This window comes from Rothia uropygialis (assembly GCF_004137765.1).
In the GTDB taxonomy this organism is placed as follows: domain Bacteria; phylum Actinomycetota; class Actinomycetes; order Actinomycetales; family Micrococcaceae; genus Rothia.
Genome location: NZ_NOIS01000005.1, coordinates 206,608 through 220,557, shown reverse-complemented (window position 1 = coordinate 220,557; position 13,950 = coordinate 206,608). Strand labels below are relative to the sequence as shown.

Annotated in this window: 17 protein-coding genes; 12 read left to right on the top strand and 5 right to left on the bottom strand. The window is 58.6% G+C overall.

The annotated features are described in order from the left end of the window. Positions 1-6 precede the first annotated feature (6 nt). Both EWV35_RS12095 and EWV35_RS12090 read right to left on the bottom strand, forming a co-directional pair. Positions 7-759, bottom strand: a complete 753-nt coding sequence (locus EWV35_RS12095; protein ID WP_129662245.1) for an OBAP family protein — start codon at positions 757-759, stop codon at positions 7-9. An 86-nt stretch (positions 760-845) separates the two neighbouring features. After that, positions 846-2,072, bottom strand: a complete 1,227-nt coding sequence (locus EWV35_RS12090; RefSeq protein ID WP_129662243.1) for an NAD(P)/FAD-dependent oxidoreductase — start codon at positions 2,070-2,072, stop codon at positions 846-848. Between the two features lie 216 nt (positions 2,073-2,288). Here EWV35_RS12090 and EWV35_RS12085 point away from each other — a divergent pair, with 216 nt between their 5' ends. From EWV35_RS12085 to EWV35_RS12030, 12 genes are all read left to right on the top strand, one after another. Further along, a complete protein-coding gene (locus tag EWV35_RS12085) occupies positions 2,289-2,792 on the top strand; it encodes an SRPBCC family protein (protein ID WP_129662242.1) in 504 nt (167 codons plus the stop codon). A 556-nt stretch (positions 2,793-3,348) separates the two neighbouring features. Then, on the top strand, positions 3,349-4,233 hold the full coding sequence (locus tag EWV35_RS12080; protein WP_129662240.1) for an NmrA/HSCARG family protein: 885 nt from the start codon (positions 3,349-3,351) through the stop codon (positions 4,231-4,233). Between the two features lie 501 nt (positions 4,234-4,734). Next, positions 4,735-5,496, top strand: coding sequence for a hypothetical protein (locus tag EWV35_RS13225; protein ID WP_165168564.1), 762 nt, complete (start codon positions 4,735-4,737; stop codon positions 5,494-5,496). Further along, positions 5,493-6,551 carry an SRPBCC family protein gene (locus EWV35_RS12070; protein ID WP_129662237.1) on the top strand — a complete coding sequence of 353 codons (1,059 nt, stop codon included), beginning with the start codon at positions 5,493-5,495 and terminating at the stop codon, positions 6,549-6,551. Before EWV35_RS13225 ends, EWV35_RS12070 begins: the two co-directional genes overlap by 4 nt. A gap of 36 nt (positions 6,552-6,587) precedes the next feature. After that, a complete protein-coding gene (gene gvpJ / locus EWV35_RS12065; protein WP_129662235.1) occupies positions 6,588-7,010 on the top strand; it encodes a gas vesicle protein GvpJ in 423 nt (140 codons plus the stop codon). A gap of 5 nt (positions 7,011-7,015) precedes the next feature. After that, complete coding sequence (locus tag EWV35_RS12060) at positions 7,016-7,765, top strand: GvpL/GvpF family gas vesicle protein (protein ID WP_165168562.1); 750 nt, start codon at positions 7,016-7,018, stop codon at positions 7,763-7,765. Positions 7,766-7,774: 9 nt separating this feature from the next. Further along, on the top strand, positions 7,775-8,029 hold the full coding sequence (gene ccmI / locus EWV35_RS12055) for a c-type cytochrome biogenesis protein CcmI (protein ID WP_129662231.1): 255 nt from the start codon (positions 7,775-7,777) through the stop codon (positions 8,027-8,029). After that, on the top strand, positions 8,026-8,529 hold the full coding sequence (locus tag EWV35_RS12050; protein WP_129662229.1) for a gas vesicle protein GvpO: 504 nt from the start codon (positions 8,026-8,028) through the stop codon (positions 8,527-8,529). Before ccmI ends, EWV35_RS12050 begins: the two co-directional genes overlap by 4 nt. A 62-nt stretch (positions 8,530-8,591) precedes the next feature. Continuing rightward, positions 8,592-9,047 (top strand): gas vesicle protein, encoded by a 456-nt coding sequence (locus EWV35_RS13545; RefSeq protein WP_274542963.1) that lies wholly within the window; start codon positions 8,592-8,594, stop codon positions 9,045-9,047. A gap of 6 nt (positions 9,048-9,053) precedes the next feature. Then, positions 9,054-10,019 carry a gas vesicle protein gene (locus EWV35_RS12040; protein ID WP_202976094.1) on the top strand — a complete coding sequence of 322 codons (966 nt, stop codon included), beginning with the start codon at positions 9,054-9,056 and terminating at the stop codon, positions 10,017-10,019. 12 nt (positions 10,020-10,031) lie between these two features. Next, positions 10,032-10,355 (top strand): gas vesicle protein K, encoded by a 324-nt coding sequence (locus EWV35_RS12035; protein WP_129662227.1) that lies wholly within the window; start codon positions 10,032-10,034, stop codon positions 10,353-10,355. After that, entirely contained in the window at positions 10,352-11,164 is an 813-nt protein-coding gene (locus tag EWV35_RS12030; protein WP_129662225.1) for a GvpL/GvpF family gas vesicle protein, read from the top strand. The genes EWV35_RS12035 and EWV35_RS12030 overlap by 4 nt, the downstream gene beginning before the upstream one ends. Positions 11,165-11,357: 193 nt before the next feature. On the opposite strand, the gene EWV35_RS13540 is transcribed toward EWV35_RS12030, so the two are convergent. From EWV35_RS13540 to tcuA, 3 genes are all read right to left on the bottom strand, one after another. Next, positions 11,358-11,489, bottom strand: a complete 132-nt coding sequence (locus EWV35_RS13540; RefSeq protein WP_274542962.1) for a hypothetical protein — start codon at positions 11,487-11,489, stop codon at positions 11,358-11,360. Positions 11,490-11,575: 86 nt separating this feature from the next. Next, positions 11,576-12,247 carry a GntR family transcriptional regulator gene (locus EWV35_RS12025; RefSeq protein ID WP_129662223.1) on the bottom strand — a complete coding sequence of 224 codons (672 nt, stop codon included), beginning with the start codon at positions 12,245-12,247 and terminating at the stop codon, positions 11,576-11,578. Between the two features lie 110 nt (positions 12,248-12,357). Next, positions 12,358-13,854, bottom strand: a complete 1,497-nt coding sequence (gene tcuA / locus EWV35_RS12020; protein WP_129662221.1) for an FAD-dependent tricarballylate dehydrogenase TcuA — start codon at positions 13,852-13,854, stop codon at positions 12,358-12,360. Positions 13,855-13,950 lie beyond the last annotated feature (96 nt).

Sequence of the window (13,950 nt, the reverse complement as noted above, 5' to 3'; positions counted from 1 at the left end):
CTTGCCTTACCGTCTGAAGTCCACCTGGTCCAGTGTCGTTTGCACGGTGCGCCCGCTTTCCCAGGGGTTCGCCTCACGAGCGACGTCTGGGATGGGAATGTCCTGGCGTTTCTCACGTTGGCGCCGTGTGGAAATGCCAAGTCGGCGGTCGCGTTCGTGGACGAGTTCCTCATCGGCCTGGCCGTCCTCGGTCAAAGCCATCATGAGCTGCGGAATCCCATACGGGAAGTCCTCGCGATCGTACTGCCACGTGTGAAACGTTTTCCCATACGTGGTGACCAAGTCCCGGAAATACGCGTGTTCGGCGATCTCCGGCACACCCGGAGCCGTGAGGATCCCGGATGCGATCTCGTAATGATGACTGTGCCACAGCCTCTGTTCATCCTCGGGAAGGGTGCGGAACCGCTCCTCGCTGATGATGTATTCGATGCCGATCAGACGCGCGTCGGCCGAATTTCGATCGAAGATCACGCATTGATGGAGATCGTGGTGCAGGTGGATGCAGAAATGGGCCGCCTGGACTTGGCGCCCCATGTCATCCGCATACATGTGTAGGCCGTCGAGATAGGTGCTCATCGCATCGAGAGGATATTTTTTCTGAAGCAGGCTCGAGCTCAAGTCGAGAATCCGGTGCTTCCAAGGATGGCCCTTGCTTGTCCTGACGGCGGTCATCACGGTCCTGCCCAACAGAGCGGCTGCCGTCGCTCCGATTCCTGCGGCGAACCCGGTTCCAAAGCTTCTCAAGTCATGAGGTCCCATATCCGCACACTACGCGTGGCCAGGCAGGTTATGAAGCCTGCCTCCGTCGAGACTCTGTTTGACCGCAGGCCCTCGAGTCCTTGACCTCAAGATGCGACCTCACGCACTGGACGCTTCTGCTTGATCCACTCGCTTCCGCGGTCGTAGTCCGCGTCTGCCTCATGCGTCAGCACTCCGACGAGCGTTCCGTCCTCGTCCGCATACCACACGGTGAAGCCGTCCCCGTGTTCGACCGGGTGATCGGTCGCGTATCCGTCACCCCAAGCCGCGTACTTGAGCGTGTGCTCGCCGATGACGGACCAGAATCCGGGAATCGCGTCCCATGCTCGTGGTTCTCCAATGCCAGTGCTTGCCACCGCGGCGTTGCGACCCGCAACTTCCCCCATGCTCAGCGCGTCTCCCCAGTGTTCGACGGCGAGTTGCCGCCCGGCCACCGCGTGCTGGGCTTGTGCCACATCACCGGCAGCCCACTCCGCCGGGCCGGCCCGCAATTGCTCGTCCACGACCAGGCGGCCCTGCTCCACCCGGAACCCGGCATCGGCGAACAGGTCACCGTTCTGCTCGACCCCGACGGAGGCGAGTATCAGGTCCGGAGTGAGCACCGTACCGTCGTCCAGATGCACCGTGCACGGCGCGCGCACCGTCTCGACCTGCACCTCCGTGCGGAGCTCGACCCCGGCCTCCCGCAACCAGCCGCTCACACGGTCTCCGGCAGTCCGCCCCAGCCGGGCAGCCTGCGGGGCGGATTCCGGAGTGACCATGGTCGTCCGAACGCCGCGGCCAGCCAGAGACGCTGCCGCCTCACAGCCGATGAATCCGGATCCGACCACCACGGCAGTGCGTGCTGCATCGACTGCGTCCACCAATTCTCGTCCCTGCTGCAACGAGCGCAGCAGATGGACCTGCGCGTCGTCGTCGGCGCCGGGCAGCGCCTTTGGCCGGGAGCCAACCGCTATCACCAACCGTGAGTACCGAACGCTGCACTGTCCCTCCACAGTTTCGCAGTGCACCGTACGTCTTTTACGGTCCACGCCGGTGACCTCGGACTTCAACCGCAGCATGACTTGATCAGGCAATGGATCCTCATTGATGGGCCGCGGGTGAACGGCCTGTTCGCCGGCCAACATCTCTTTGCTCAGAGGGGGCCGCTCGTAGGGTGGGTCCGCGTCGGCGGTGAGGACCAGCACCGTTCCGACCCCGCCGCCCTCGGCATAGCTCCGAGCCGCGGCCATCCCTGCCGGCCCACTGCCGATGACCAGCAGAGCCACCTCGTTAGGCAGGGAATTGGGCGCAAAGTCTGGATCAATAGCCATGCGGCCAGTATGGGTACCGCGCCCCGTAAAGTCCATGGCATCGAGCGTCCTTGATCCTGTAGACCGGGCTCGCTGAGACGCAGAGAGCCGCATGCGTGGCGCGGTAGGCCGTCGACCCACGGTGCCACTGGATCCTCCCGCGGGTTACGCGGGAGGCGAGGTATACACCGCCGAGGAAGGCGGCCTAGTGTGGAGTCAATTGAGGAGAGGACCCGAATGAACCGCACAATGCAGGTAAGCGACAGCGTGGTGATCAGAGCAGACGCTGAGACGATCTGGAACCAGGTCGCCGATCCAACGCAGATGCCCCGATGGAGTCCAGAAAATACCGGGGCAGTGGGGCCGGAGGGCGGCCGGCCATTGAACGATGGCGAGGTTTTCAACGGCACCAACCATCGCGGCAGGGCTCGCTGGATTACCCAGTGCGTCGTGATCGAATCCGTGCCGAAGAAGAGCTTTGCCTTCGAAGTGCGCAAGATCGGGCCTCGTTCGCCCATTCTGCGCGGCGGGATCGCCCGGTGGGCCTACGGCTTCGAAGAAGTCGACGGTGGCACTCGCGTCACCGAGACCTGGACCGATCAACGAACGAAGTGGCCCGACTGGTTGGCCGGTGTGTTCGACCGAGCCGTCACCGGCGGCAAGCCCTTCGCGGATTTCCAACGGAAAAACATCCAACGCACGCTGGCGACGATGAAGGCTGAGTTTGAACAAGCTGGCTAACTGAACAGCCGTTATACGATACGACGGTCACGCGCTCTTCGGCGGTATGGGGGCTTGACGAGTCGCCCCCAAAGCACGCGACCGGATAAGTCAAGGGTTATGACAGCACACGAACTATTGCTGGCCCATTTCCCGTCGGGCGGTGAGCGCGAACAGAAGGGCGCGACCATCTGACCGAGGTTACGGCTTTTTGGCGGATCAGGCCCCCAGAGTTTCGCGAATACCGCTTCCGGGCCTGAACCAACCGAAATCTTGATCAATGGGCTGGACACGTGGCAACAAGGATAGGGCAGTGGAGTGCTGACCTGTGAACAGAATTTCCATGTCTGGCGTTACCGCCGATCTCCATTGAGACAGGGAAGGATGAGTGCCTCTCGCCTTCCCCTTGGCATCGAGGTATCGGGTTGGGGAGCTGAACTTTGGTTCCCAGGTGATCTTGCTACGGACCGGGGGGTCTAGAGTGCCTTCTACTTGGCCATAGCCAACAGTGTGACTCACTCGCGTGGCCACCTAAACCGACGAGTAAACAGCAAGTTGACGAGAGGAAAAACCCGACATGAGTAAAAAACACAAAAACGAAGTGTTCGTTTATGGGGTGTTCGCTGCCACGGGGAAACAAGGCGGCGCGACGGCGACCGCTCTTTTGGACCTGGGGATGCCGGTTCGTGCGTTGGTCCGCCGACCCGAGTCTGAGGCCGCTAAGCGGCTGGCGGAGCGTGGTGCGCAGGTCGTGCGGGCAGATTTGGATGAGCCCGATACGCTTGCGCCAGCGATGCAAGGTCTCGGCGCATTGTGGTTCATGACCACACCTTTCGGCACAGATGGCGCGGCTGCCGAGATTGGCCAAGGAAAGGCCCTCGCGGATGCAGCTATTGAAGCGGGAGTCGCCAGGATCGTGTTCAGCTCTGTCGGCAGTGCGGAGAGGGATACGGGTATCCCACACTTCGACAGTAAGTACCAGGTTGAGAGAGAACTTCAGAACCTAGGTTCTGGCGTACACGTGACGGTAATTCGGCCAGTATTCTTCATGGACAATTTGCTCGGCATGGCACAGAAGGACAACGACGGTTCGATTGTGGTCCGTATGCCAATGCCGGGAGACGTGCCCTTGCAAATGATCGCTGTCGATGACATAGGACGTGTATCCGCCGCGGTATTACAAGATCCTGAGCTTGTGCCCGAAGGAGTAATAGAAATTGCCGCAGATGAGCTTACTGGCGAGGCCGTCGCTGAGGTGATTGCGGAGGCGGCTTCCGTCCCGACCAGATACGAGGCCTTGCCGTTGGAGAGCATCCAGGATCAGGAAGAAATGTTCACCATGTTCCGGTGGCTTGCGCAGACCGACGCCTACGCGGCGAATATCGAACAGACCCGTGAGATTGACCCGAATTTGAAGGATCTCAGCGTCTGGATCTCGGACGGCCAGTTGTTCAGAGACTGAGGACTGACCTGGGCGGATCTCTCCCGTTCGTGAGGTGGCTCCGCGATGGGAGCTTCCGTGCCAGAACCGGATGGGCCGTCGAACATCACATGAGTATTCACCCCTGGTGCCTGTTGATCGGTTGACCCTCATCCATTTGGGGCCTTTGCTCTCGACGTCCCGGACTGCATGGGCAGGCGGGGCAAGAGAACCCTTGATCTGGCTCGTGATCGGCTATATCGAAGAAAAATTGGTGAGATTGATCGAAAAAGCCCGGCTAGGTCAACTCCGGACGCGTCGGTCACTCGACCGATACATCCTCCCCCATCTCGGAATTTGAACTTTGGGCCTTCAGATTATGGCCCATAATGTGTGCCGTGCCAGCGTTTCCGCTAGTCAAACGCCAAAAATTGCAATATTTCTATAGCCAGGAATGCCTGGAGCTGGAAGACTGAGCAAACCAAGGATAGGTAAATCCTCACTAGCTAGCAGTGCTACGAAGCACGGGTTCGGAGATGCAGCATGGACAAAAAAACGAAGACTGCAGGCCTGCTTTTAGGCGGTTATTTGCTCGGACGAGCCAAGAAGCTGAAGCTTGCCCTGGTGGTCGCAAGTACGGTTTCTGGAACCACGGCTTTCAGCAAGCGCAAACAATTGACAGGAGCTCTCACTCAGTTTGCCCAGTCCACTCCTGAGCTCAAAGAGTTGGGGGAAAAAATCACTGGGCGTCTCGCTGATTCTGGCAAGGACGCGGCAAAGGGTCTGGCAACGCGGGGAGCCGACCAGCTGGGCGCCAAGCTGCAAGAGCGAACGGACAGGCTGAAAGCGTCCCTCGACGAATCCGCGAAGAGCTTGCAACCCGAAGGCGCGGAGGACGAGGCCGAGTCCGACGCGCCAGTTGAAGACCAGCCACAGGGCGCCCCCGAAGACGACGTCCAGGAAGAAGAAGCACCTCCCGGCGAGGAACCTGTGGATGAATTAGGTGAGGAGGAGCCTGCTGCTGAGGAGGAGCCTGCTGAGGAGGAGGCTTCCGAGGAGGAGCCTGCTGCTGAGGAGGAGCCTTCTGAGGAGGAGCCTGCTGCTGAGGAAAAACCGAAGCGCCCAGCACGAAAACGGTCCTCTTCCTCCCAGGGCGCCGCTAAGCGCGGTTCGGGGTCCGCGCGAGGCGCCTCAAAGCGGGGTACCACTGCGAAATCATCGGCGAGCAAATCGCAGAACACGACTAAGCGCTCCACCACTACAAGGAAGAGCGCTTCATCCAACCGCAAGGGAGATTCAGCATGAGCGACAACACGGTCCTTGGAGGCCTCAAAGGGCAAGTAGCCGATTATGCTCAGACCCTTGGACGTAAAGCGATCAGTTCGGCCAGCGGTAAGGTTGATCAGCTCGCAGACCGGTTCGATGGAAATGGTGGATCCGGCGGTGAGGCTGCCAAAGCTGGCGCCCAAAAGATCGCGGAGGGCGAGTCTCCCGCCAAAGCGGCTGTATCGGCTGCGACCGCGGGAGCGAAAGACAAGGTCAAGGGTGTTTTCGGGGGTGGTAGCTCCGGAGGCAGTGGCTCCAGCGACAACAAATTCATGAATATCGTCGAATGGGCCGAGGTTGGAGTGCCGCTTTCGGTCGCGTATAACGCCTTCACCCAATTCGAGGACTGGCCGGACTTTATGAAAAAAGTCGAGAGCGTCGAGCGTACTGAGGATACGAAACTCAAATTCAAAGGTCAGGTCTTCTGGTCGCACCGTACTTGGGAGGCGACCATTGTCGAGCAGGTTCCCGACTCCCATATCGTCTGGGAATCCACCGGTGATAAAGGATATATCAGCGGAAGCGTTTCCTTCCACGAAGTCGCGCCGCGACTGACTCGGATGGTCGTCATCGGTGAATACCACCCTCAGGGGTTCATGGAGCGCACCGGCAATATTTGGCGGGCCGTGGGCCGTCGGTTCCGATTGGAGATGAAGTTCTTCGTCCACCACGTCATGACGGATACGATCCTTGATCCTGACGGGGTGGAAGGCTGGCGCGGAGAAATACGCGACAGTGAACTCGTAACGTCCCATGAGGACGCGCTGGAAGAAGAGCAGGAAGCCGACCAGGAGAACGAGTCCGAAGAGCCTCAGGACGAAGAGAATTCAGAAGACTTCCAAGACCAGGATTCCGGTGAAGACGAGGACGAGCTTGAAGAGCCCGCCGAGGAGGAAGCTGATTACGTCGAGGAAGAGGATTCTCCAGAGGCAGAAGAAGAACCCGTCGAAGATGAGCCCGCCGGCGAAGGCGAGGACGTCGATGCAGACGATGACTACGAATCACCAGCTGATGAAGAGAACGAACGCGATTAGTAGTTCGCTCATCCCGAAAGATTGCAGGTACCGAAAATGACCAACAGCACTGCTGAACGTTCTCGCGGAAGCTATGTCGATCGACCGTCATCGAGCTCCCTTGCCGACGTTGTAGAGATCATCCTGGACAAAGGTCTCGTGATCGACATCTACGTAAGAGTCTCTTTGGTGGGGATTGAAATCCTCACGATTGACGCTCGCATCGTCATCGCCAGCGTTGATACCTACCTACGCTTCGCCGAAGCAACGAACCGTCTGGACCTGACCCAGCAGGGCGGGCGGGATCTCCCCGAACTATTTGAAGGCATGACGCAGGGCGGGGCCAAGGGCAAAACCCAAGGCGCGGTCGAAGGAGTCAAGAATGCCTTCACGTCCAATAAAGACGCGGACGCACAAGACGAGCAACCGCAAAGGCAAGCCAAGCGCCCGGTGCGGAAGAAAAGCGAAAATGCAGAATGAATGACATGGCCGCCCCATCGAGGGAGACGTACTTTTACGGGATCATCCTTAACGATTCGGGGGAGCAGTTCGACCTTGAAGGCGTTCAAAACCAGTCCGTCCGCAAGATTAGCTCCGGTCGACTCGGCGCAGTAGTTAGCGACGTTGACACCGTCGAAGACTTGGGCACGCCGAACAACCTGGTGGCCCACACCACCGTCCTGGACCGGATCGGTGCCAATGAGCCGATTCTGCCACTGGCATTCGGGACTGTGGTTCCCGATCCCGATGACATAACCAGAGATGTCCTCGACCCCAACGAGCAGAAGTATTATGACAGTCTCGTTCGGCTCAAGGGACACGCGCAGTACACGCTGCTCGTGCGATTCGACCGCGAGCGGGTATTGCGGGAGATCGTTGAGGAGAATGGGGAAGCCGCAGAGCTTCGCGCGGCTATCGCTGGCACCAGCGAGGATGAAACGCGTCCCCAGCGCATTCGTTTAGGAGAGATTATCGTCGCAGCTTTCGACGTCAAACGTTCTACTGAGGCTGAACCTCTGCTTGAAAGGATCGAGAAAGTCACCGCCGAACACGTCGTTCGCGAGGCTGGACAGGCCGAAGACGTCGTTGAGGTGGCCGTACTCATCGAAAACGATGCGACCGAGGATTTCGAGTCGGCTGTGGAAGAACTGGCAGAACAGAATCAACAAAGGCTGGTCTTTCGACTGCTTGGTCCCCAGGCGCCCTATGATTTCCTCCCCGAAACCTCCGAGTGAGGCATTTCGATGGGTATTTTCTCTGCGATTTTCTCAGCCCCATTCGCTCCTCTTCGTGGGACCGTATGGGTCGCCGAACAGGTGCGTGACGAAGCCGAGAAGCAGTTCTACGACCGAGGCAGGATCCGCCGCCAACTGGAAGAAGTAGCCGAGGCCCGTCGCGACGGACGCCTTGATAATTCAGAAGCCGATCAGTTGGAGCGGGAACTAGTCGGGCGGCTCCTCGAGGCCACTAGGCGTAATAAATCTAAGGAGCAAAGATGAACGACCAACGCCCCACATCCACGGCGAAAAACGATTCCGCAGAGCAACAGTCGGAGGATCGGAACCGACGGCCCGCAAACCACAGCGATGAGCCTCGTCGGCGCAAACCCTCGGCTACGAACTCTAACCACACGCCGGACAAACGACCTTCATCTGAGCATGAGAGTTCATCCGGCCATGAGCATCACGAAGAAACGCCGGGAGAACAGCCCAAGGGGAGCAGGTCGCCGAGTAACGCAAGGCCGGAGATCTCTGCGGGCAAAGCCGTCAAATCCGCGCTTGAACAATTTGTCGACTTAACTCGGCGCCAACCCGAGTCGGTCGTCGGGGTCAAGAAGAGCGGTGAAGGGTGGGTGGTTCGACTGGAGGTGGTGGAGTCCCGCCGCATCCCCGATACTGCTGATCTGCTGGCCATCTACGAAGTGGATTTAGATGCTGAGGGAGACATCGTTGCTTATGACCGAAAGGACCGCTATGTACGTGGTCACCCCTCCGACTGAACCAACATGCCTATCCCGAGTGAATACGCCGGGGTGGGCTGTCATGACCAAAGGAGCTACTGATGAGCGTAGCGAATACCTCGAATAATGCTATGGAGCCACAGCGGGATCGGGAAGGTACTCTTCTGCAGGTCGTTGAGACCCTTCTCGACAAGGGTCTGGTGCTTAACGCTGACATCATGGTTTCAGTAGCAGGAGTGGAGCTGCTGGGGATCCGGATCCGGGCGGCCTTGGCCTCGTTTGAGACCGCCGCGCGGTACGGCCTGGACTTCCCGGCGGGGACCGACAGAGAAACTGTGGCTTGGAAAGAAGCAATTGAGCAGAAGGACACGTGTCCCCAATGCGGAAAGCGCGCCGAACTTAGGCAACTGATGAATGAGTACTGCCCCTGGTGCGGTTGGCAGAGCGCGCGTTCCAAAGAGCTGAGTCGGCAGGGTTCGGACCAGTCTCTAAGTTCGAAAACGCCTGAGCAACGGCCCGAAGATTTCTCGAGTTCCGGCCTCCAGGCAGGAGAATAACCTTTAATGACCGACACCGCGGCGATGCAGCCCAGTCGAGATCCACGGGCAACACTTCCTGATTTGATTGAGGTGCTCCTGAACAAAGGAGTGTACCTCGACCTTGATCTCATTATTTCGGTGGCTGACGTTCCCCTGATAGGGGTGAACTTGAGAACTACCATCGCTGGCATCGAGACGATGCTGGAATACGGGATGATGCGTCAGTGGGACGAACAGACTCGAGCCTGGGTCCGAAAGTCGATGACGGCTCATCTACCTATGGGCGAAGGCGAAGAAGTCATCGCCAAGATGGCCGGCGGGCATTACCAGGACAATTTTTATAGGACGTGGAGGCCAGGGAGCGCCTACCTGACCAACCATCGGTTGATTATCCATCGGCGAGATCCGCAGGAGACCTTGTGGGAGGCAAACCTGTCCGACATAACCTCGATTCGGCCGCTCAATGAACGCTCAATCGGCGGAGAACATCGAACTCGCATTCACGTCGAGCTCCGCGACGCTAGTACTGCCAAGCTCTCAGCCGTGGACCCGGAACGACTGATCGGCCTGGTTAAGGAGCAGCTAAGACATACGAGTATGTCGCAATCTCTGGAGGCTGAAGCTCCGCAGCCCGGTCCGCTGCATGAAGGTCGGGTTTGGTTCCTCGAATCTCGCGCCGGTGACATCGTATGGCGCGCCGGGCAGGCCACGCTGAGCGAGGGCGAAGGGCTGGTTTGGAAATCGCCGATGGACAGCCGAGCCCTAGTCCGCTTGCACCCCAGGGACGTGTGGGATCTGGAAACCGAGTCCCGCGACAACCCGACTGACCAACCCGTGGTATTGAGTCTCACGACCAAACACGGCACCACTGTTTTGGCCACCGAAGACCTTGAGACTTGGCAACAGAGTCTCGCCGCATGGTGGGGGAACCGGGAACCGCTTTCGGCTGATCCGGCACCGGAAACGACATCACCCAAGAACAAGTTGTAGCAGAGGTATGGCATGGCACTTCAAATTGACGAGGAAAGCCTCAAGCACGGTGTTCTCACGCTCGTAGTGACCTTGGTCGAGGTGATTCAAGAGGCCCTCGAAACCCAAGCCGTCCGACGGATGGAGGGTGGAGATCTTACCGAGGAGGAACAAAATCGACTCGGCGAAGCCTTAATGGAACTTGACGAGGCGATGGATCAGTTGAAGGCAGAACACGGAATCAGTGCATCGGTCGATGACCTGCACCGCGGTCTCGACGACGTCGTCGACGAGGTCGTCGACAAGCTCATCAACCCGGCCCGGTGGGCTGAGGAAGACCGAAAGAACGTCACATGACAGACAACAAGCTTTACGTATATTCGATCGTGCCTGACGGGGACTACCAACCTCAAACCACGGGTATCGACGACGCCCCACTGCATATTGTAGGCAATGAAACCGGCCCTCGTGCCGTGGTTCACTCCCACGAAGGCGGTCCCTACGATGGCCCAGACGAGGACGTCAAGCGGTGGGTCTTGCAGCATAGCGACGTGGTCGAAGAAGGGTGGGAGGCGGCCGGAGCGGTCCTTCCTATGTCCTTCAATGTCATAGTCCAGTCAGATGATGACCACGGAGCATCGGCCGAAGAGCAACTGAAATCATGGCTCGCAACGTCCGAAAAAACGCTGACGGGCAGGCTCAGCTCCTTGGCAGGAAAGTCTGAGTTGCGTGTCGAAATATCGTTGAACCGGTCCCAGGTGGCTGCTGAGGATCCGAACATAGGTCAGCTCCAGACGGAGTTGCAGTCACGCCCTGCGGGAGTGCAACGATTGCTCCAAAAACGCCTGGAAAAAATCTCGAAAGAAACTGCGGACATGGCTGCCGACCAAGCATACCCGGGTTATCGTGCCAGAGTGGCGGCGCATTGTGTTCAGATCCAGGAATACCGGCACCCTTCCAGGCAACAGGATCTAGTCCCTGTGCTGAGCGCTTCATGTCTGGTTGAAGAAGAACGGAAACATGATCTGGGAGTAGAGCTTTCTGCGATCAAGAACGAGAATTCCGCTGTCACCATCAGGTTTTTGGGACCCTGGCCTCCTTACTCATTTGTCGAGTCAATCGAAAGTGATGAGGGTCTTGTAAAGAGGTCCTCTTCGAGAGAATAAATTTTTGAACCGCGGAGGACCGCTCGAGTAGGGGATATGCCCCCCATGCGTAAGGCTCGGCTATACGCGTCAGGATGGGTAGGGCCGCTCGTGATCCTTTATGGCTATGCGGAGGAGCCAGCTCGCTCCGGGCGATGTATAGACCGAATTTTATCCCTGTGAGTTTTTCAGACACGCCCCCACAGTCTTTCCATCAGGGCAGGGCCGCCGGGCTGGGCGGGCATTCGGCGAGCGTGGAATCACTGTGCAATTCGCGTCGGTCACAATACAGTTTGCTTGCGTCCATCCGTGGGGCATCCAGGGCCGCCCCACCTGTGTTCGTCATGACCTGAGACTAGTCCTGGCCGTCGATGCTCGCCACGATTGTTTTGGACATGAGGCCTTTGCCCGAAACCATACCGCCGAATCCTGTTAACCGTCGATGCGTTGACGTACGGATTCTCGGAGCAGGCTCATCCGAATGTGGAGGGCTTGTTCGAAGTGCTGGCGGGCTATACGGCGTGCCGAGGCAATCTCTCGATCTTCGATGGCCTTCACCAGCGCTTCGTGTTCTTCCAGCGCCTCGGCCCAGCGATTTCCGACCGAAAGCGTAGATTTCGGAGCGTGTACTACCTGACCTGTGACTTCGTTGAGCAACGAGGTTAGTAGCTTGTTTTGCGTCGCTTGCCAGACGGCTTCGTGAAAATCCAGATTGGCCCGGACCAGGGCCTGCTCGTCGTCCTGATCCACTTCTTTGTCTCGAGACATGAGGGCCTGCAAGCTGATGACGTCATTGAACGTTCGGTTCTCTGCTGCCTGCCCGGCGGCCTCTTCTTCGAGCAGAATACGAAGCCGATAGACCTGTACGACCGACTGCGGATCGATGCTTTTCACCGCAAGGCCACGATTCCCCCGTACCGCCAAACCGGTCTGTTCCAGCCGCACCAATGCGTCTCGGACCGGGGTTCGGGAGACATTGAACCGGGTTGCGAGCGGAGATTCCTTCAACGGCGAGCCCTGCTCCAAGGTTCCTTCGATGATCTCTTGACGCAGTTTCTCGAAAATAGCGTTGCGATCGAATCCGTTCGCCGCCCCTCGTGCCATTTCTTTCCTCGTCTGTTCGATGTCTCCGGAAACCCAAATCCATAACGATGCGACCGGCCGCAGCCCGGTCTTCGTCTGGATTGAGGATACAGGGGAGTCGTTTGATCTCGCTACGCGACCTGTCCGGCCCTGCGGCCGAAGACGCAACCGGCCGCCAAGCCGGAACCTCCTGGATAATTGTTGGCGAAGAGCCCGCCGAGCATCTCACCTGCCGCGTAGAGTCCCTTGATGTGCTGTCCGCGCTGGTCGAGAACCCTGCCATGGGTGTCGGTCTTCAGACCTCCAAAGGTGAAGGTGATACCACAAGTGACCGGATAGGCAAAGAACGGTGCAGTGTCGATCGCCTCCGCCCAGTTGCTCTTGGGCGGCTCTACGTCAGCCCTGCGGCCGTCCTTAACGTTGGGGTCGAATTCGGCCTCGACGTTAATGCGGGAGTTGAAATCCGAGACGGTTTTTTGGAGTTGGGTGGGATCGACACCGAGTTTTTCAGCCAACTCGCCCACCGTCCCGGCGGTGACCTCCGAAATATCCGGCATCTCGTATTCTTCTTCACGCAACATCGGACGGGTCTTGGCATCGAAAATCTGAAAAGCCAAGGCATCCGGCTGCTCGAGGATGCGCTTGCCGTACTTGGCGTAGGTGTAATTGCGGAAGTCCGCGCCCTCATCGAGAAAGCGGTTGCCGTTTTTGTTGACCAGAATGCCCAAAGGATAGGACTGGCGGGTAAGCCTGTTGGTCAGCTCCCGATTGCTCTCATTGTGGGGAGTAAAGGCGTCCCACTGGACCGAGTGGCAACTGGACCAGTCGCCGCCACGCTCGGCCCCAACTGCCAAGGCCGCGTTGAGCATGTCTCCAGTGTTATAGGGCGTTCCCCGTACTTTGGCGTGGCTCCACCGTTGCCCCAGGTAGTGGGAGCGCATTTCCGGATCAGCCTCGAAACCGCCGGCCGTCAGTACGACGGATTCGGCCGAGTAGTTGATCTCCCTCCCCCCGACCTCTGCCTTCACGCCTATTACCTTGCCATCTTCGGTGAGCAGTTCTTTCCCGCGCACTCCGTACCGGATCTCGACACCCAGTTCGCCCGCAACACGAGTGTGGTCGGCCATCAGGCCCTGACCGCCGTCGACGTTTCCGACGTGCAACCCGCCCCAGAAGAGATACGTTCCGTCCGGGTTCTGATACGACTGACGCTCGTACATCAGCCGGTACTTCAGCCCCAGCGAATGCAACCATCGTAGGGTTTCGGTGGCTTCCTCGAGGAGCACCTTGGTCAGCTCTTTGTCGTTGCGACCTTCGGTGACCCGATCAAGATCGGCGGCGTAGTCCTCGGAAGTGTATGGCGGAACCGTGGTCATTGCGTGACGTGCGTCGGGTTCAATGAAGTCCTTGAGGTCTTCGAGCCCATGATGCGTAATCCGGGTTGCGCCGGCCGTGTAGAAGCTATTGCCACCAGCATCGTCGCTGGTGCCCTTCTCCAAGAGAAGTACTCGTCGGCCGTTCTTGGCCGCCGCATGGGCTGCCGTGAATCCCGCATTGCCTCCACCGACGACGATCACGTCTGCCTCGTATTTTTGCTCCGTGCCGGACACTGTGTAACCACCCTTCATGGCAAGTCTGTATCTATAGGAATACAAGCGTATACGAAATGGGCTAACAAAATACACAGCTGTCGGTAAAGATATTTATAAATCCGGGTGTATCCA